Origin of the sequence: Rhodovulum steppense, from assembly GCF_004339675.1 — a bacterium.
GTDB lineage: Bacteria > Pseudomonadota > Alphaproteobacteria > Rhodobacterales > Rhodobacteraceae > Rhodovulum > Rhodovulum steppense.
The window spans coordinates 139,789-156,760 of sequence record NZ_SLVM01000001.1 but is presented as its reverse complement, the minus strand read 5'-3'; the positions used below and the strand labels follow the sequence as shown (position 1 = coordinate 156,760).

General features: G+C 66.1%; 18 protein-coding genes. 4 read left to right on the top strand and 14 right to left on the bottom strand.

What is annotated here, in order from left to right:
- Positions 1-29 precede the first annotated feature (29 nt).
- The 4 genes from EV216_RS00780 to EV216_RS00765 form a co-directional block, all read right to left on the bottom strand.
- The gene (locus EV216_RS00780; protein ID WP_132693153.1) at positions 30-1,388 is read right to left on the bottom strand and encodes a TRAP transporter large permease; all 1,359 of its coding nucleotides are present in this window, start codon (positions 1,386-1,388) and stop codon (positions 30-32) included.
- Entirely contained in the window at positions 1,381-1,899 is a 519-nt protein-coding gene (locus EV216_RS00775; RefSeq protein ID WP_132693152.1) for a TRAP transporter small permease, read from the bottom strand. The genes EV216_RS00780 and EV216_RS00775 overlap by 8 nt, the downstream gene beginning before the upstream one ends.
- Positions 1,899-2,939: a TRAP transporter substrate-binding protein gene (locus EV216_RS00770; protein WP_132693151.1), complete on the bottom strand. Its 1,041-nt coding sequence runs from the start codon at positions 2,937-2,939 to the stop codon at positions 1,899-1,901. The genes EV216_RS00775 and EV216_RS00770 overlap by 1 nt, the downstream gene beginning before the upstream one ends.
- Positions 2,940-3,129: 190 nt before the next feature.
- Entirely contained in the window at positions 3,130-3,336 is a 207-nt protein-coding gene (locus EV216_RS00765; RefSeq protein WP_132693150.1) for a cold-shock protein, read from the bottom strand.
- Positions 3,337-3,620: 284 nt separating this feature from the next.
- Here EV216_RS00765 and EV216_RS00760 point away from each other — a divergent pair, with 284 nt between their 5' ends.
- Positions 3,621-4,019 (top strand): BrnA antitoxin family protein, encoded by a 399-nt coding sequence (locus EV216_RS00760; RefSeq protein ID WP_132693149.1) that lies wholly within the window; start codon positions 3,621-3,623, stop codon positions 4,017-4,019.
- Positions 4,020-4,043: 24 nt separating this feature from the next.
- On the opposite strand, the gene EV216_RS00755 is transcribed toward EV216_RS00760, so the two are convergent.
- From EV216_RS00755 to EV216_RS00730, 6 genes are all read right to left on the bottom strand, one after another.
- A complete protein-coding gene (locus EV216_RS00755; protein WP_132693148.1) occupies positions 4,044-4,922 on the bottom strand; it encodes a DUF3800 domain-containing protein in 879 nt (292 codons plus the stop codon).
- Positions 4,923-5,190: 268 nt separating this feature from the next.
- Positions 5,191-5,412, bottom strand: coding sequence for a type II toxin-antitoxin system BrnA family antitoxin (gene brnA / locus EV216_RS00750; RefSeq protein ID WP_153747448.1), 222 nt, complete (start codon positions 5,410-5,412; stop codon positions 5,191-5,193).
- Entirely contained in the window at positions 5,393-5,656 is a 264-nt protein-coding gene (locus tag EV216_RS00745; RefSeq protein WP_132693147.1) for a BrnT family toxin, read from the bottom strand. The genes brnA and EV216_RS00745 overlap by 20 nt, the downstream gene beginning before the upstream one ends.
- Positions 5,657-5,705: 49 nt before the next feature.
- Positions 5,706-7,373, bottom strand: a complete 1,668-nt coding sequence (gene ettA / locus EV216_RS00740) for an energy-dependent translational throttle protein EttA (protein ID WP_132693146.1) — start codon at positions 7,371-7,373, stop codon at positions 5,706-5,708.
- A 178-nt stretch (positions 7,374-7,551) separates the two neighbouring features.
- On the bottom strand, positions 7,552-8,247 hold the full coding sequence (locus EV216_RS00735) for a VPLPA-CTERM sorting domain-containing protein (RefSeq protein WP_165899100.1): 696 nt from the start codon (positions 8,245-8,247) through the stop codon (positions 7,552-7,554).
- A gap of 227 nt (positions 8,248-8,474) precedes the next feature.
- Positions 8,475-9,539, bottom strand: a complete 1,065-nt coding sequence (locus EV216_RS00730) for a YeeE/YedE family protein (protein WP_132693144.1) — start codon at positions 9,537-9,539, stop codon at positions 8,475-8,477.
- Between the two features lie 139 nt (positions 9,540-9,678).
- On the opposite strand from EV216_RS00730, the gene EV216_RS00725 reads away from it, so the two are divergent.
- The gene (locus tag EV216_RS00725; RefSeq protein WP_243641921.1) at positions 9,679-10,926 is read left to right on the top strand and encodes an MFS transporter; all 1,248 of its coding nucleotides are present in this window, start codon (positions 9,679-9,681) and stop codon (positions 10,924-10,926) included.
- A 3-nt stretch (positions 10,927-10,929) separates the two neighbouring features.
- Here the strand turns inward: EV216_RS00725 and ptsP are convergent, their stop codons facing one another.
- The 4 genes from ptsP to EV216_RS00705 all read right to left on the bottom strand — a co-directional run bounded on the left by ptsP (position 10,930) and on the right by EV216_RS00705 (position 15,584).
- Positions 10,930-13,176 (bottom strand): phosphoenolpyruvate--protein phosphotransferase, encoded by a 2,247-nt coding sequence (ptsP, locus tag EV216_RS00720; RefSeq protein ID WP_132693142.1) that lies wholly within the window; start codon positions 13,174-13,176, stop codon positions 10,930-10,932.
- Between the two features lie 11 nt (positions 13,177-13,187).
- The gene (locus tag EV216_RS00715) at positions 13,188-14,426 is read right to left on the bottom strand and encodes an aspartate kinase (RefSeq protein ID WP_132693141.1); all 1,239 of its coding nucleotides are present in this window, start codon (positions 14,424-14,426) and stop codon (positions 13,188-13,190) included.
- Between the two features lie 62 nt (positions 14,427-14,488).
- On the bottom strand, positions 14,489-15,151 hold the full coding sequence (locus EV216_RS00710; protein ID WP_132693140.1) for an SDR family NAD(P)-dependent oxidoreductase: 663 nt from the start codon (positions 15,149-15,151) through the stop codon (positions 14,489-14,491).
- Positions 15,152-15,161: 10 nt separating this feature from the next.
- On the bottom strand, positions 15,162-15,584 hold the full coding sequence (locus EV216_RS00705; RefSeq protein WP_132693139.1) for a DUF1178 family protein: 423 nt from the start codon (positions 15,582-15,584) through the stop codon (positions 15,162-15,164).
- Positions 15,585-15,716: 132 nt separating this feature from the next.
- Between EV216_RS00705 and EV216_RS00700 the strand changes: the two genes are divergently transcribed.
- Together EV216_RS00700 and thpR are read left to right on the top strand one after the other, a co-directional pair.
- The gene (locus EV216_RS00700; protein ID WP_132693138.1) at positions 15,717-16,247 is read left to right on the top strand and encodes a glutathione peroxidase; all 531 of its coding nucleotides are present in this window, start codon (positions 15,717-15,719) and stop codon (positions 16,245-16,247) included.
- A gap of 144 nt (positions 16,248-16,391) precedes the next feature.
- Positions 16,392-16,958, top strand: coding sequence for an RNA 2',3'-cyclic phosphodiesterase (gene thpR / locus EV216_RS00695; protein WP_132693137.1), 567 nt, complete (start codon positions 16,392-16,394; stop codon positions 16,956-16,958).
- Positions 16,959-16,972 lie beyond the last annotated feature (14 nt).

The following is a 16,972-nucleotide window of genomic DNA, read 5'->3' as shown; positions in this document are numbered from 1 at the left end:
TAGCCCGCCCCGCCGCGCCCCGCAACCGGCTATCCGCCGACCACCCGCGGCAGCCACAGCACCAGCGCCGGAAAGGCCAGCAACAGCCCGACCCGCAACAACTCCGCCCCGAAGAACGGCGCAACGCCCTTGAAGGTGTCGATCATCGGCGTGCCCCGCGCCATGGCCGAGATCACGAAGACATTCATCCCCACCGGCGGCGTGATGAGGCCAAGTTCCACCACGACCAGCGCGAGGATGCCGAACCAGATCTTCAGATCCTCGGTGCTCATCCCGAAGCCCGCCCCTTCGGCGCCCTGCCACGGCCCGCCATTGATCTCGACCAGCACCGGCCAGAAGAACGGCACCACCAGAAGAATCATGGACAGGCTGTCCATCAGGCAGCCCAGCAGGATCAGCGCCAGCAGCACCAGTACCAGAACGGTCATCGGCGCCATGCCCGTTGCCAGAATCCACTCGGCCGCGGCCTGCGGCAGGCCCGCGCGGGACAGGAAGATCTTCATCAGTTCCGCGCCCAGCAGGATCAGGTAGATCATCCCGGTGATCGAGGCGGTCTCAAGCAGCGCGGCGCGCATCTCGCCCAGCCGCAGCCGCCCGCGCAGCGCGCCGTAAAGCCAGACCAGCGCCACCCCGACCGCGGCCCCCGGGGTCGGGTTATAGAACCCCGCATAGATCCCCCCCAGCACCAGCGCAAAGATCCCCAGCACCGGCAGGACGCCCAGCGTGGCCGCGCGGAACTCGGCCCGATCCGCCGCCCCCGCCGCAGGCCCCGCGCCGGGGCGGATCGCGACATAGGCGGCGATGGTCAGCAGGAACAGCACAACCGCCAGCGCGGCGGGCAGCATCGCGGCCAGGAACATCGTGACGATATTCGCCTCGACGAGGATCGCATAGACGATCAGCACCACCGAAGGCGGGATCAGGATGCCCAGAACGCCCCCCGCCGCCAGCGTGCCGGTCGCCAGCGCGCCCGAATAGCCCGAGCGCTTCAACTCGGGCAGCGCGACCTTGCCCATGGTGGAGGCGGTCGCCAGCGACGAGCCGCAGACCGCCCCGAAGCCCGCGCAGGCCGCGATCGCCGCCATCGCCGTGCCGCCGCGCATCCAGCCAAGCCAGGCATTGCCCGCCCGGAACAGCGCCGCCGACAGCCCCGCGCGGGCCGCCAGCGCGCCCATCAGCACGAACATCGGCACCACCGACAGGTCGTAGATCGAGAACTGTCCCCAGGCCAGCGTCTTGAGCTGGTTCAGCATCAGCGCAGGCCCGTTCAGCGCCACGATCCCGACACCGCCCACCAGGATCATCGCATAGGCGATGGGCATGCGCAGCGCGATCAGCACGACCAGCGCCGCAAGCCCCGTCAGCCCCAGCGACAGCGCCTCAGCCATCGGCGCCCCGGCGCGCGGCGCGTGCATCCTCGAACAGCGTCACAAGGCTTGCCAGCGCCAGAAGCGCCAGCGAGACCAGCACCGGCACGAAGGCGATCCAGACCGGGAATTGCAGGATCGTGGTGGTGCTGCCATAGGCGCGCTGGTCGGCCATGCCCTGCGACATCCGCCACAGCAGCAGCGCGGCAAAGACCAGCGCAACGGCAGAGGCCACCAGCCCCAGCCGCGCCACCCAGCGCGGCGAAGCGCGCATGGTGAAGATGTCGGCGCTGACATTGGCGCGGGTCAACTGGCACCAGGGCAGGAAGGCAAAGACCGCAACCGCAACGCCAACCTGCGTCATCTCGAAATCGCCGGCAAAGGGCTTCCAGACCACGCCGCCGACCACCGAGACCACGTTCATCGCGATCACCGCGACCAGCACCAGCCCGCCGATCAGCGCCCAGCCGGTGACCAGCGCCGCGACCAGCGCGGCGAAGCCCCGCCGCCCGGCCAGCGCGGCGTCGCTCATCACTCGGTCCCGTGCTTCGCGATCAGGTCCCGCGCCCGGTCGACCAGCGCCGTCCCGTCGATGCCCCTGGCCGAGACATCCGCGATCCAGCGCTCCACCACCGGCTCCAGCACCGTGCGGAAGGCGGCGGTTTCCTCGTCGGTCAGGGTGACATGGCTCCTGCCCGCAGCCTCGGCCATGGCGATGCCGCCATCCTCGGTGCCGCGCCAGATGCGCCCCAGTTCGGCCAGCCAGTCCGGCCCCGAGGCATCGCGGAATGCCTGCTGGATCTCGGGCGGCAGGCTGTCCCAGCGTGCCTTGTTCATCGACATCTGGAAGGACAGGGTGCCCAGCCGGGTGCGGTCGGCCAGTTCGACATATTGCCCGGCCTGTTCCTGCAATTTCAGCGCGGGCACGATCTCGAACGGGATCAGCGCGCCCTCGACAACGCCCTTGGACATCGCCTGCGGCAGGTCGGGCACCGGCATCGCCACCGGTACCGCGCCCAGCGCCTCCAGCACCCAGGCGCCGGTGCGGGTGGGGATGCGCATCTTGCGGCCCGCGAAATCGGCCGGGCTGCGGATCTCGGCATCGCGCATCACGATCGCATGGCCGGCATGGACATGCAGGAACATCACCTCGACACCGGGGAAATCGGGTTTCAGATCGGTCTCGAACATCTCGTGCAGGGCAAGGTTCGCCGCGCCGGGATCGTTGAGATAAACGAACGGCAATTCAATGACTTCGGTCCGCGGGAACAGCCCCGGCGTATAGCCGTTCGCGGTCCAGACCAGATCCACCACCCCGTCGCGCACCTGGTTGATAAGTTCCGGCGGGCGCCCGCCCAGCGTCATGGCGGGGTAGATCTCGATCTTCACCTTGCCGCCGGAATTTTCCTCGACCGCGCGGGCCCAGGGTTCCAGCGTCTCGGTCTGGGTGGGGGAGTTGGCGCCGAGGAAATGGTGCAGCTTGAACCTGTAGTCCTGCGCAAGGGCCGCTCCGGTCGCCCAGAGCGTGGCGGCGCTCGCGATCAGCGCTGCGACCAAGTGATTGAGTTTCATGGATATCCCCCCTGTCCGAAGCACGGTTCGGCGCGGGCCAGGCCGTCCGCGCGCGGTCCCCTCGGGCGTCCCCTGTCACCCCGCTCTCGCCTACACCGAGTCCGGTTTCCGGTCAACGCGGGCTGCGGGACAATGCGAAAAGGGCACCCCCGAGGGGCGCCCTTTTGCTGAATTCTCAATGCCTTGGCGATCAGGCCAGCGAGATGTTCGTCGCGCTTTCGCGGCCGTCGCGGCCGGATTCGATGTCGAACGTCACTTTCTGGTTGTCGGCCAGGGTGCGCAGGCCGGCGCGTTCCAGGGCGGTGATGTGGACGAACACGTCCTTCTTGCCGCCATCGGGAGCGATGAAGCCGTAACCCTTTGTTTCGTTGAACCATTTCACGGTGCCAGTGGCCATCCGTCTGTCTCCTGTCATCTGCCGCTCGCGGGAATGCAGCGGTTCGGCACGTCAGTCGTCGATCGAGGTACTGACAGCCGTGATCGGAAGACAGTGGTCGAAAGTCGTAACGTCGCCAGTGTGTTATGGGCCAAGAGGCGAGTCGATGCAAGGAAATTAACACCGCAGCCCCGCATATCGGATTTCCATATGAATTCCATATGAATTCCATATGACCCCCGCACGGTCCCGCCGCCCGGCGTTAACCCTTTGCGGGCAGTCTGGCCCGAAGGAAAGGACCCGCCATGACCGACACCGACGACCCGCTTTTCGAGCAGGACCATTTTCTGGACCCGCACCCGATCCGCCCGCGCGACGACCGCAGGCTGGGCAAGCGCGAGCTGCGCGACCTGGCCGCCGCACAAGAGGCGGTGATGCGGCTGCACATGTTCGTCTATGGCCGCGAGATGGAGGCGCTGCACGTCCCCGACGCCTGGCACATGCTGCCCGAGATCTACCCGAAACAGCCGAAGAAGGTGAAGGTCACCCTGCTGCTGGAGGAACCGGTGGCCAAGTTCTACCGCGCCAACGGGCGGGGCTACCAGGGGCTGATCAACGACGTGCTGAAGGCCTATGCGCAATTGCGGCTGGCCAAGGTGATCGAGGGGATCGAGGACAAGGGGCCGAGCGGGGAGCCGGTGTGAGGTGTTGCTCACGCCGTTTTTAAATCACTCAAGGATTTCTGATGGAACATCCTGCTCTTGACGTCTGGATTTTTCTTGCCGGGCGTCACAGATTTCCAACGGGAGAGAGCGAGTGTATAGGTGCAAGAGGCGCCGAGATTTGCAGACCTCTCTGGCGCTTGGAATAAAGCGCATGCCTCTGTCCAAGAACGACCCATCGTCATCGTTATGCCAGATTCGTTCGCCCAAATATCTAATGAGGTCCGATTCGATGAATCTTCGCTCCCCGTCGATGAGAGTTTGTCCTACTCCGTAAGCAAATATGTCCGCCAAAAATAGAAGTGGTTCATCCTCTTTGGATTTTTGCTTTATTTCGCAGCATGGGAGGCCTTTTAACTGCCCAACTTTTTGGTTTAATGGCTTTTTCCTGCATTTTGAAATATACTCATTAAGCTTTACCATATCGATTTCGGAATGCTGCTCTGCAGTTATTTCCGCTGATGCCATTTTCAGGCGAGCGTCTCTGTCATTCCATGTCATTTCTGTAAAAAACGCGCCAACTCGCTCTAGAAGCATTCGGTGAATTGTTTTCGCATACTCAAAGTGGTCGCTGCGAGATCTTTCCGCCCATGTTTTAGGACCTTGATCGAGAACGCTTGCCTTGCACGATACTGCGGCAAAGAAGTAAATGTCCTCGCTTGCTATAAACTCAGCGACGTCGAGAAGCGTTCTCGTCTTAATGTTCTTCGAGTGAAGCGGCTTTCCATTCGTCTTGAATATCGCACTTTCCCGAAGCTTGCTCCGAAGGCGCTCACAATCAACAAGCGGTACTGCTGCTGCTGATAATACTAAGTAATTGGTCTCGCGTTTAGCTGCCGTATCGACCTTGTAAGTTCCGCTCTCATCAATAAAAATATTAAACATGGCTTCGCTCGTTAGACGCTAGTTCTATTATTCGGCCACTAGACTTAACATCCCGCATGTAGAGGGTTCAAGCCTTATATCCCGCCCGCCCGCCCCCCAAAGCGTGCGCAATACAAGGTGGAGGGGAGGGGGCCCCCGTAGCGATAACCTCGCAAACTTCTTGTACTTCACCCGCTTCGGCTCGACCGAATCCGGCCCCAGACGCCGGATCTTGTCTTCCTCGTAGGCCTGGAAGTTGCCCTCGAACCATTCGACATGGGCCTCGCCCTCATTCCAGCTTTTCCGCGATCCACATCTTGATCAGCGCCTGCCGGGTGATGCCCAGATGGGCGGCGCGGGCGTCGAGGCCGTCGACCATCCAGGCGGGGAAATCGACGTTGACGCGGCGGGGTTCGCGATTGGGGCGGACAGCCTTGCCCCAGTCGACATGTTCGGAGATGTCGCCGCCCTCGTCGAAAAGGCGGTCGAACTCAGCGGCCTTGATAGGCATCGATCTCGTCTCCTCTCGCGCGGCGGACCGAGATGATCCGGACCGTCCCGTTTCGCAGCGTGTAGACCGCCGTCCAGTGTCGGCCGCCGATGCGACCGACGGCGAGCCAGCGCGGTTCATCCTCGGTTCGCGCCGGTGCCGCGATCAGCGCATCGTCCAGCCAGAGCGCCTGGGCCGCTTCGAAGTCGATCCCGTGCTTGGCAAGGTTGGCCGCGCTTTTCGCGGGATCGTATTCGAAGATCATGGGTGATTATGGGGTTGAAACGGTATGGTTTCAACACCGTTTCGCCCCGTCACCGCGCGAATTTCTTGTACTTCACCCGCTTCGGCTCGACCGAATCCGGGCCGAGGCGGCGGATCTTGTCTTCCTCGTAGGCCTGGAAATTGCCCTCGAACCATTCGACATGGGCCTCGCCCTCGAAGGCGAGGATATGGGTGCAGAGCCGGTCGAGGAAGAAGCGGTCGTGGCTGATGATGACGGCGCAGCCGGCGAAATCCTCAAGTGCGGCTTCGAGGGCCTGAAGCGTCTCGACGTCCAGATCGTTGGTGGGCTCGTCCAGCAGCAGCACGTTGCCGCCGGATTTCAGGAGTTTCGCCATGTGGACGCGGTTGCGCTCGCCGCCCGAGAGCAGCCCCACCTTCTTCTGCTGGTCGCCGCCCTTGAAGTTGAAGGAGGAGCAATAGGCGCGGGAGTTCACCTCGGCATCGCCCAGCACCACGATATCCAGCCCGTCCGAGATCTCCTCCCACACTGTCTTGTTCGCATCCAGCGCGTCGCGGGACTGGTCGACATAGCTGAGTTTCACGGTGTCGCCGAAGGTGATGGAGCCCGCGTCGGGCTGTTCCTGGCCGGTGAGCATGCGGAACAGCGTGGACTTGCCCGCGCCGTTGGGGCCGATCACGCCGACGATGCCGCCGGGGGGCAGCGCGAAGGAGAGATCCTCGATCAGCAGGCGGTCGCCATAGCCCTTGCGCAGGCCCTCGACCTCGATCACCTTGCCGCCGAGGCGCGGGCCGTTGGGGATGATGATCTGGGCGCGGGAGAGTTTCTCGCGCTCGGACTGGCTGGCGAGATCCTCATAGGCCTGGATGCGGGCCTTGGACTTGGCCTGGCGGGCCTTCTGGCCTGCGCGGATCCAGTCAAGCTCGCGTTCCAGCGTCTTCTGCCTGGCCTTGTCCTCGCGCGCCTCCTGCGACAGGCGCTTGGCCTTCTGTTCCAGCCAGGCGGAGTAATTGCCCTCGTAGGGGATGCCGCGGCCGCGGTCGAGTTCGAGGATCCAGCCGGTGATGTCGTCCAGGAAATAGCGGTCATGGGTGACGATCAGGATCGTGCCCTTGTACTCGATCAGGTGGTTCTGCAACCAGGCGACGGTTTCGGCGTCGAGGTGGTTGGTGGGCTCGTCCAGCAGCAGCATGTCGGGGGCTTCGAGCAGCAGCTTGCAGAGTGCCACGCGGCGGCGTTCCCCGCCCGACAGCGTGGTGACGTCGGCCTCGTCGGGCGGGCAGCGCAGGGCCTCCATCGCGATGTCGATCTGGCTGTCGAGATCCCACAGGTTCTCCGCGTCGATCTGGTCCTGAAGGGCGGTCATTTCCTCCATCAGCGCGTCGGAATAGTCTTCGGCCACCTGCATGGCGATCTCGTTGAAGCGGTCGAGCTTGGCCTTCTTCTGGGCCACGCCCTCCATCACGTTGCCGCGGACATTCAGCGCGGGGTCAAGCTCGGGCTCCTGCGGCAGATAGCCGACGCGGGCGCCCTTGGCCGCCCAGGCCTCGCCGGTGAAATCCTTGTCCCAGCCGGCCATGATGCGCAGCAGCGTGGATTTCCCCGCGCCGTTGACGCCGACAACCCCGATCTTGACGCCGGGCAGGAAGTTCAAGCGGATGTTCTCAAAGCACTTCTTGCCGCCCGGATAGGTCTTGGAGACGCCGTCCATGTGGTAGACATACTGGTAGGAAGCCATCGCGAACCGTCCTTCGGGTTGGGTGTCTGGGTTGCCCGGTGACATAGCCGGTCCGGGGGGCAAGGGCAATGAGGGGGGGTGGCCGGGTGGTGGGTTGGCACCCACCCTACGCTTGTTGCAAGAAAACGGAAACGGGCGACCGCGAAGGGCCGCCCGCTCTTTCGCATGTCATGTATTTTCAGGCCGCCTTGCGACGGCGCGCGACCAGGCCTGCAACGCCCAGCGCGCCCAGCATGAGGGGCAATGTCGCGGGGACCGGGACGGGATTGACCGGAGTATCCCGAACAGTGATCGCTGCTGCAATCGCCTCCCCCGGTTCAGTGCCAACCTCGGAGGCGATCAGGAACAGGCTCGCGCCAACCGGAACCACCGGGGTGAAGTTGGCCGTGAGCGACCCGCCATCGCCGAGCGAGATCGACCCGGCGCCGAAGAAGATCGCGTCGACGGCGTTGAGGGTGGCGAAGGCCTCGTTGACAGTACCATCCGCGTTCGAGCCGTTGAGCGCGCCCGAGGTGTTCGACGCCGGGGCAGACCCCGCGCGCACCGTCCCGGCGTTGAAGATGAAGGACGACGCATAGATCTGGTCGGCGACGGTGGTGTAGTCGCCATCAAGGTCGATGAAGAGCGCGTCGATGTCGAAGCCGGAATATGCGCCCGCCGACCCGCCGGTGCCGCTGTTGCTGTCGGTGACGGTGATCGATCCGATCTGCGTCAGTTCCGGAAAACCGGTCAGGTCCGCCTTGTAAACAGAAGAAGATTGCGCGTTCGTCGTGTCCACGGTCACCAGCGAAAAGGTCGGGTTCACGGTGGCAGCCAAGGCTGGCATAGCCACCATGGCGATCGCCAACGAACCGAGTGCAGAGAGAACTTTCATTGATACCCCCAAATATTGTGCTGTTGAGAAACTCTGGACCAAATTGAACCACCCACCGCCGCAAGGTATCACGGCCGCGTGAGATTCCAAAGCGTGGAAGGATGCGAGCCCTGCTTGCATCGAATCCGCACGGGTCAGGAATGTTGGCCTGTGCGGTGCGGCTATTCCCGCTGCCCCTCATGTCCGCCTTACCGCCGCGCGCTGCTTCTGATGGCGCCGTGGCCCCCCTACGCCGCCTTCGCCGTGCCGCGCGACTGGTCCACGAGGTAGTCGGTGGCCACGCCGCCGACCCACATCGCGACCAGCGCGACCCACATGGTGGCGACGAAGATCGAGGCTCCGGTGACGCCTGCGCCGATGGAGCAGCCGCCGGCCAGCATGCCGCCGAAGCCCATGAGGGCGGCTCCGATCATGGCCTTGCGCATGTTCACCTCGCTTTCGAAGCCCTGCAATTGCAGGTCGCGCCCGATCCAGGCGGCGAGGAACGAGCCGAGGAAGACGCCGGGCACCAGCCCGATATCGAAGGACAGAAGCGCGGGGCGTTCGAGGAAGAACATCAGCGTGTTGGCGGAGGGGCCGGTGAAGGTCAGGCTTTGCACCTGCACCGGGTCGAAGCTGATCTGTGCCAGTCCGAAGGTCAGCACCCAGCCCACCGCCACGGCAAAGCCCACCCCCGCCCCGAAGAACAGCGTGCGGAACGAGATGCGGTTGCGCCTGGCCAGCCACAGCGCCAGCACCGCGAAGCCCGCGCCCAGCATCAGGCCGGTGGCCTGGGGCAGGCGAAACGCCTCGATCAGGTTGATGTTGCGCCCGCCGGGTGTCACCCAGAGCGCGGCGAGCCATTCGCGCAGCGGCGAGAGCCAGCCATGCAGGCTCATCTGCGCGAGCACGGCGAAGATCAGGCCCGACACGATCGAGCGCAGGTTGCCGGTCGCCGCCAGCACCAGCAGCCGCCCCGGACAGCCGCGCGCCAGCACCATGCCCGCGCCCATCATCAGCCCGCCGATGATCGCGCCCGACCAGGACCCGGTGACCGCCATGATCCGCGCCTCGTCCGCGCGCATCAACCCGATCAGGTCCGCGCCCTGCACCCAGACCAGCGCGGTCGAGAAGCACAGAAGCCAGACCGCCATGCGCGGGCCCAGCGCGCCGCGGGCGAATTCCACCGTCGCCGCGCGCAGGCAGAAGCCCGAGCGCTGCGCCGCGATGCCGAAGATCATGCCCGTCATCAGGCCGAACAGCGCCGCTGTCGGCGCCTCGTCGAAACGCTCCACGACCGCCAGAATGTCCATGGCGTGTGTCTCCCGTGCTCCCTCGACCGGGTCTGCCCGGGAACGGGGGGGGCTGCCTTGATCTGGATCAGCCCTGTGGCGGGGGGCGGGGGGCGATTCCCCCCTCGCCAAGGCCGGGGCGGGGGGCTATGGCAGGGCGATGATGCCTGCAGTCCGACCCTCCCCGATGCCCCTGGCCGAGGCCGCCGCGCTGCCGCTGTGGCGGCGGCCGGTCAGCCTGCTGTTCGTGATGGCCTTTGCGATGCCGGTGGCGTTCGCGACCTGGTCGGCCTTGCTGAACAATTTCGTCATCGAGGCGGCGGGATTCACCGGGGTCGAGATCGGCTGGCTGCATACGGTGCGCGAGATCCCGGGTTTCCTGGCGGTGGGTGTGATCGCGCTGATCCTGTTCATCCGCGAGCAGGTGCTGGGGATCGTGTCGCTGGTGATGCTGGGGGTGGCGACGGCGGTCACCGCCTGGTTCCCCTCGCTGGGCGGGCTGCTGGCGGTGACGCTGATCAGTTCGATCGGGTTTCACTATTTCGAGACGGTCAACCAGTCGCTGCAATTGCAATGGATCGCCAAGGAGCGCGCGCCGCAGGTGCTGGGCTGGCTGGTGGCGGCGGGGTCGGCGGCGTCGCTGCTGGCCTACGGGTTGCTGGTGGTGACGTGGAAGGCGTTCGATCTGTCCTACAATTTCGTCTACCTGACGGCGGGGGGATTTACCGCCGCCGTGGCGCTGTTCTGCCTGCTGGCCTATCCGCAATTCGAGGCGCCGAACCCGCAGGTGAAACGGCTGGTGCTGCGGCGGCGTTACTGGCTTTACTATGCGCTGCAATTCATGTCGGGGGCGCGGCGGCAGATCTTTGTCGTCTTCGCGGCCTTCATGATGGTCGAGAAATTCGGCTTCGAGGTGCATGAGCTGACGGCGCTGTTCCTCATCAATTTCCTGGCCAACATGGCCGCCGCGCCGCTGATGGGGCGGGCGGTGGCGAAATGGGGGGAACGGCGTGCGCTGGCCTTCGAATATGTCGGGCTGACGGGGGTGTTCCTGGCCTATGGCGGGATCTACTGGTTCGGCTGGGGGGTGATGCTGGCGGCGGCGCTTTACGTTCTGGATCACCTGTTCTTTGCGCTGGCCTTTGCGCTGAAGACCTATTTCCAGAAGATCGCGGATCCGGGCGACATTGCGCCCACGGCGGCGGTGGCCTTTACCATCAACCATATCGCGGCGGTCTTCCTGCCCGCGGCGCTGGGCTATCTGTGGATCACCTCGCCCGATGGCGTGTTCGTGCTGGCGGCCTGCATGGCGGCGGTCTCGCTGGGCCTGGCGCTGCTGATCCCGCGCCATCCCGAGAAGGGGAACGAGACGATCCTGTCGGGGCTGATCGCGACGCCCGCGGAATAGGGCCTATTCGCCGCGGCGGCGCAGCCAGTCCATCACCGCGGGGCGGACCGATTGCGCGCCGGTGGCGCGCGCGGCGTCGATCACGGCGCGGGCCTCGGACAGGTCGCTCTTGCGCAGCAGGTGCTTGACCGGCCCGATCGAGGCGGGCCGCATCGACAGCGCGCGAAAGCCGATCGCGGCGAAGCACAGCGCCTCGACCGGGCGGCCGGCATCCTCGCCGCAGAAGGACAGCGGCGTGCCGGTTTCCTCGCAGCGCCGGACGATCAGTTCCAGGAAGGTCAGGAAGCTGACATTCAGCGTGTCATAGCGGCGCCGGACGCGCTCGTTCTCGCGGTCGGCGGCGAAGAAGAACTGTTTCAGGTCATTGCCGCCGATCGAGATGAAATCGGCCTCCTCGAAAAACTGGCGCGGGGCAAAGGCCATCGAGGGGGTTTCCAGCATCGCGCCGATCTCGACCTTCTCGGGCAGGACGCGGCCCAGCCGTTCCTCGCGGTCCAGCTCGCGCAGCAGGTGGTCGCGCGCGGCGCGGAACTCGTCGAGCTGGGCGATGAAGGGGAACATCACCGTCAGCGGCCGCCCGTTCGCGGCCCGGATCAGCGCCTGCAACTGCATCCGCATCATGCCGGGACGGTCCAGCCCCACCCGGATCGCCCGCCAGCCCAGCGCCGGGTTGGGCTCCTCCTGCGGCTTCATGTAGGACAGCACCTTGTCCGAGCCGATATCGAGCGTGCGGAAGGCCACGCGCTTGCCCCTGGCGGCGTCCATCACGCGGGCATAGAGTGCCGCCAGTTCGCTGCGCCGCGGCACCTTGGAGCGGACGAGGAACTGCAATTCGGTGCGAAACAGCCCGACCCCCTCGGCGCCGGAACTGTCCAGCGAGGGCAGTTCGGCCATCAGCCCCGCATTCATGGTCAGCGCGATGCGCTGGCCGCAAAGCGAGACCGCGGGTTCGCGGCGGATCGCGGCATAGCGTTTCTGCGCCTTGGCCTGCATCGCCATCTTGTCGCGGAAGGCGGCGGCGACGGTTTCCTCGGGGCGCAGATGGACGACGCCCTGCTCGCCGTCCAGCAGGATCGGATCGCCGTTCAGCGCCTCGGTGGTGATGCGGGCGGCATTGATGACCAGCGGGATCGCGAAGGCGCGGGCCACGATGGCGGCATGGCTGCCGACCGAGCCCTCTTCGAGCACGATGCCCTTGAGCGCGCGGCCATATTCCAGCAACTCGCCCGGCCCGATATTGCGCGCGATCAGGATCGGATCGGCCGGGCGCTCGGCGCCGGTGCGCTCGCCCTGGCCGGTCAGGATGCGCAGCAGGCGGTTGGACAGGTCGTCCAGATCGTGCAGCCTTTCGCGCAGATAGGCGTCGGGCACGGTCTGCATGCGCGCGCGGGCGGCGGATTGTTCCTTTTCCACCGCCGCCTCGGCCGACAGGCCGCGGGCGATGTCCTCTTCCATCCGGCGTTTCCAGCCGCGGGAATTGGCGAACATCCGGTAGGCTTCGAGCACCTGCAACTGGTCCTTGTCGCCCAGGGGCGCGGAACTCAGCATCTCGTCCACGGTCACGCGCAGCCGGTCCACCGCCTCGCGCAGGCGGGTCAGTTCCTTTTCGGGGTCGTCGGCGATGGGGTTGGTGACGACGACGCGCGGCTCGTGCAGCCAGACATGGCCGACCGCGACGCCCTCCTGCCCGACGGTGCCCTGGAACATGACCGGGCGCTGGTGCAGCGCGGCCAGCGCCTCGCCCTCGCCGATGAAGGCGCCCAGTTCGGTCATCTCGGCCAGCACCATGGCCACGACTTCGAGGGCATAGACCTCGTCCTCGGAATATTGCCGCCCCTCGCGGGACTGCACGACCAGCACCCCCAGCCGTTCGCCCAGCCGCTGGATCGGCACGCCCAGGAAGGAGGACAGCACCTCCTCGCCGGTTTCGGGCATGTAGCGAAAGCCGCGTTCCTGGGGCGCGTTGCCGGTATTGATCGGCTGCGCGGTCTTGGCGACACGGCCCACCAGCCCCTCGCCCACGCGCAGGCGGGTCTGGTGCACCGCCTCGGCTTTCAGCCCCTCGGTGGCGCACAGCTCCAGCGTGTCGGCATCGCGGAACAGGTAGATCGAGCAGACATCGGTGCCCATCTGCTCGGCGATGATCGTGGTGATGCGGTCAAGCCGTTCCTGCCCCGCGCCGGGTTCGGCCAGGGCACCGCGCAGGCGGCCGAGCAGCCTGCGACTTGCGCTGTCGGTCTGTCCGGGCATCTGCCCCCGCGTCAGGCTGCTTTGTCCAGTCCGAACGCATCATGGAGGGCTTGCACGGCAAGTTCCATATATTTCCGGTCGATCAGAACGGAAATCTTGATCTCGGAGGTTGCAATGACCTTGATGTTGATCCCCTCGGCGGCGAGCGACTCGAACATGCGCGCGGCAACGCCGGCATGGCTGCGCATGCCGATCCCCACGACCGAGACCTTGGCCACGTCGGTATCGGCGACCAGCCCGTGGAAATTGATCTCGCCGGAGGCGCGGGCCTTTTCCATCGCGTCCTCGGCGCGGGGCACCTGGTTGACCGGGCAGGAAAAGGTCATGTCGGTGCGCCCCTCTTCCGAGATGTTCTGCACGATCATGTCCACGTTGACACCGGCCTTGGCCAGCGGGCCGAAGATCGCGGCCGCGATGCCGGGGCGGTCGGCGACCGAGATCAGCGTCATCTTGGCCTCGTCGCGGGAATAGGCGACGCCGGAAACCACGTTCTGTTCCACAATATCCTCCTCGTCGCAGACGAGCGTGCCGGAATTCTCGTCGGTCTCCTCGAAGCTCGACAAGACCCTCAGTTTCACCTTGTAGCGCATCGCCAGTTCGACCGAGCGCGTCTGAAGCACCTTGGCGCCGAGGCTGGCCAGTTCCAGCATCTCCTCGAAGGCGATGCGGTCAAGCTTGCGCGCCTTGCCCTCGATCCTTGGATCGGTGGTATAGACCCCGTCGACATCGGTATAGATGTCGCAGCGCACCGCGTCGAAGGCGGCGGCAAAGGCCACGGCGGTCGTGTCGGACCCGCCCCGGCCCAGCGTGGTGATCCGGCCCTCGGGGCTGATGCCCTGAAAGCCCGCGACCACCGCGACCTTCATGCCTTCGGCGAATTTCTGGTCGATATTGGCGCGCGGGATGTCCTCGATCCGGGCGGCGGAATGGGCCGACGTCGTCTTCAGCGGCACCTGCCAGCCCTGCCAGCTGCGGGCGGGCACGTCCATTTCCTGAAGCATCAGCGCCATCAGCCCGGCGGTCACGTTCTCGCCGGAACTGACCACGGCATCATATTCGCGCGCATCGAACAGCGGCGAGGTCTGTTCGACCCAGCCGACCAGTTCATTGGTCTTGCCCGACATCGCCGAGACCACGACGATCACGTCGAACCCGCGCTCGACCTCGCGCTTGACCTTTTCGGCAGCGTTCCGGATGCGGGCCAGATCGCCCACCGAGGTGCCCCCGAATTTCATCACCAAAAGCGGCATCTGGCGCCCTTCGCCCGAATTATTCCGCGACGCTCTAGGGCAAGGTCCGGCCAAGGGCAAGATCAATAGGGATGCGGGCGGCCGTCCCAGGTCTCGAAACAGCCCGTGGTGGCCAGGCTCAGCGCCTCGAACCGCGCGCGCAGCCCGGCGCTGGCCTCGGCCACGTCGATCTCGGCGGCGGCCCCGCCCATGTCGGTCCTGACCCAGCCCGGGTGGTAGATGCCGACCGCGATGCCCATCGGCCGCAGATCGGTGGCGAGGTTGAGGCCGAGATTCAGCGCCGCGGCCTTGGACGCGCGGTAGATATAGGACCCGCCCGGCGCCCGCGCGCTTGAGCCCATCGCCGAGGACAGGATCGCGATCCGCGGCCGCGCGGCACGCCGGAGATTGGGCAGCAGCGTCTGGACCGTCAGGAACACGCCGGTCACGTTGGCGGCGAACATCTGCGCCCATATCGCGGGCGGAAAGCCGGTCTCCAGCCTCTCGTGCCTGTCGAGATATTGCCCGGCATTGCAGACCAGCAGGCTGATCGGCTGGCCGTTCAGGCGGTCGGCCAGCGCCCTGTGCTGCGCCGCGTCGGTGACGTCCAGCGCCTCCCACCGGGCGCCCGGGACGGCGGGCGTGTCGGACCGGGTCGTGCCGATCGGGGCCAGCCCCCCGGCGGCGTAGTCCTGCAAGAGCCTGAGCCCGATGCCGCGATTGGCGCCGGTGATCAGCGGGGTCATCGGCGCTCCCTCAATTGGCCTTGCGGCCCGGCACGAAGGGCAGGGGCGCGATGGGCACGCCCTCCTCGATCAGCTTCTTTGCCTCGTCCAGCCGCGCCTCGCCCCGGATCGCGCGCCGGGGCGTCAGGCCATCATGCATGTCGCGCGCCTCCTTCACGAAGCGCAGCCCCACATCCTCGGATTCCGCCTCGATCCGGCGGCGCAGCTCGGCCAGCGCCTGTTCGGCGGGGCTGGCCGGTTGCGACAGGGGGCGCGCGGGCGGGGCGCGGTCCGGGGCGACGGCGGGCGCCATCAGCCCCTTGGCGACATCGCTGCCGCCGCAGATCGCGCAGGCGACCAGTCCTGCGGCATGCAGCTTGTCGAAGGCATCGGCCGACTGGAACCAGCTTTCGAAGCGGTGTCCCTCGGCGCAGTCGAGCGAATAGCGGATCATCCGTCGATCATCCCTGCGGATCCTTGCCAAGAGATAACCACTGGGCCGGGGAATGCAATCGGGGCAGGCTTGACCGGGCGGCGCGGCGCGATACCTCCCCGCCATGCCTTTTCGCAGCCATGGACCTGTCCGATGCGCCCGCTTGCCCTGCTTTTCTCGCTTGGTCTGACCGCTGCCGCCGCCCCCTCTGCCGAGGCGGCGCAGGGGTTTTCCTTTGCCTCGATCGACGGCGGCGAAATTGCGCTGGACGCCTATCGCGGCCGCCCGGTGCTGGTGGTCAACACCGCCTCGCAATGCGGGTTCACGCCGCAATATGACGGGTTGCAGCGGCTGCATGAACGCTATGGCCCGCGCGGGCTGGTGGTGCTGGCGGTGCCGTCGAACGATTTCAACCAGGAACTGGCCTCCGAGGCGAAGGTCAAGGAATTCTGCGACGTCAATTTCGGCCTGACCCTGCCGATGACCGAGATCACCCATGTCAGGGGCAGCAACGCGCATCCGTTCTACCGCTGGCTGGCGACCGAGCACGGCTTTGCCCCGCGCTGGAATTTCAACAAGGTGCTGATCGGCCCGGCGGGCGAGGTGGTGGCGACCTGGGGTTCGATGACCAAGCCCACGTCCGGCACCGTGACGCGCCAGATCGAGGCGCTGCTGGCCCGATAGGGCGCGGCCGGGCTTGACCTTTTCGAACATGCGGCCTGCCGGTTGCGGCCCAGGATGGGCGTGTGGATGCCGCAGGCTTGCATGGTCGCGACAATCCCGCGATCCTTGGCGCATCCGCCGCGCCGGGGCAGAGGGAGGTCCGAAATGATCCGCGCCTTCGCCGCCATCGACCTGCCCGACGAGATCCGCGCCGCGCTGGTGCGGGTGCAGGAACGCCTGCCGGTGAAGCGCCCGGTCCCGCCGGAGAACCTGCACCTGACGCTGGTCTTCCTGGGAGAGTTGCCCGAGCCGGTGCTGGACGAGGTGCATCTGGCCCTTTCGGCCCTGCATGCGCCGGGCTTCGATCTGACGCTGACGGGGCTGGGGCTGTTCGGCGGGACGCGGCCGCGGGTCGCCTATGCGGGGGTGGCCGACTGCGCGGGGCTGCGGCATCTGCAGGCCAAGGTCGAACAGGCCGCGCGCGGGGCGGGGGTGCGGGTCGAGCATCGCCGCTTTGTCCCGCATGTCACGCTGGCCTATCTGAACCCGGCCGCGCCGGGGCGCGACCGGCTGGAACGCGCGGTCGCCGCCGCCTGGGATTTCCGCGCCGGACCTTTCGCGGTGACCGGATTCGGGCTTTACCGCTCGGATCTCGGGCAGGGGGCCGCCTGCCATGCCGAGCTGGCCCATTACCCCCTTCCCGCACCGCATCCCGATCCCTATGTTCCCTGAAGCAGGCGAGGAGG

Bases quoted from the DNA above. Each gene is read 5' to 3' on its own strand.
- EV216_RS00780 (WP_132693153.1), bottom strand. From the start codon at position 1,388: ATGGCTGAGGCGCTGTCGCTGGGGCTGACGGGGCTTGCGGCGCTGGTC.
- EV216_RS00775 (WP_132693152.1), bottom strand. From the start codon at position 1,899: ATGAGCGACGCCGCGCTGGCCGGGCGGCGGGGCTTCGCCGCGCTGGTC.
- EV216_RS00770 (WP_132693151.1), bottom strand. From the start codon at position 2,939: ATGAAACTCAATCACTTGGTCGCAGCGCTGATCGCGAGCGCCGCCACG.
- EV216_RS00765 (WP_132693150.1), bottom strand. From the start codon at position 3,336: ATGGCCACTGGCACCGTGAAATGGTTCAACGAAACAAAGGGTTACGGC.
- EV216_RS00760 (WP_132693149.1), top strand. From the start codon at position 3,621: ATGACCGACACCGACGACCCGCTTTTCGAGCAGGACCATTTTCTGGAC.
- EV216_RS00755 (WP_132693148.1), bottom strand. From the start codon at position 4,922: ATGTTTAATATTTTTATTGATGAGAGCGGAACTTACAAGGTCGATACG.
- brnA (WP_153747448.1), bottom strand. From the start codon at position 5,412: ATGCCTATCAAGGCCGCTGAGTTCGACCGCCTTTTCGACGAGGGCGGC.
- EV216_RS00745 (WP_132693147.1), bottom strand. From the start codon at position 5,656: ATGATCTTCGAATACGATCCCGCGAAAAGCGCGGCCAACCTTGCCAAG.
- ettA (WP_132693146.1), bottom strand. From the start codon at position 7,373: ATGGCTTCCTACCAGTATGTCTACCACATGGACGGCGTCTCCAAGACC.
- EV216_RS00735 (WP_165899100.1), bottom strand. From the start codon at position 8,247: ATGAAAGTTCTCTCTGCACTCGGTTCGTTGGCGATCGCCATGGTGGCT.
- EV216_RS00730 (WP_132693144.1), bottom strand. From the start codon at position 9,539: ATGGACATTCTGGCGGTCGTGGAGCGTTTCGACGAGGCGCCGACAGCG.
- EV216_RS00725 (WP_243641921.1), top strand. From the start codon at position 9,679: ATGATGCCTGCAGTCCGACCCTCCCCGATGCCCCTGGCCGAGGCCGCC.
- ptsP (WP_132693142.1), bottom strand. From the start codon at position 13,176: ATGCCCGGACAGACCGACAGCGCAAGTCGCAGGCTGCTCGGCCGCCTG.
- EV216_RS00715 (WP_132693141.1), bottom strand. From the start codon at position 14,426: ATGCCGCTTTTGGTGATGAAATTCGGGGGCACCTCGGTGGGCGATCTG.
- EV216_RS00710 (WP_132693140.1), bottom strand. From the start codon at position 15,151: ATGACCCCGCTGATCACCGGCGCCAATCGCGGCATCGGGCTCAGGCTC.
- EV216_RS00705 (WP_132693139.1), bottom strand. From the start codon at position 15,584: ATGATCCGCTATTCGCTCGACTGCGCCGAGGGACACCGCTTCGAAAGC.
- EV216_RS00700 (WP_132693138.1), top strand. From the start codon at position 15,717: ATGCGCCCGCTTGCCCTGCTTTTCTCGCTTGGTCTGACCGCTGCCGCC.
- thpR (WP_132693137.1), top strand. From the start codon at position 16,392: ATGATCCGCGCCTTCGCCGCCATCGACCTGCCCGACGAGATCCGCGCC.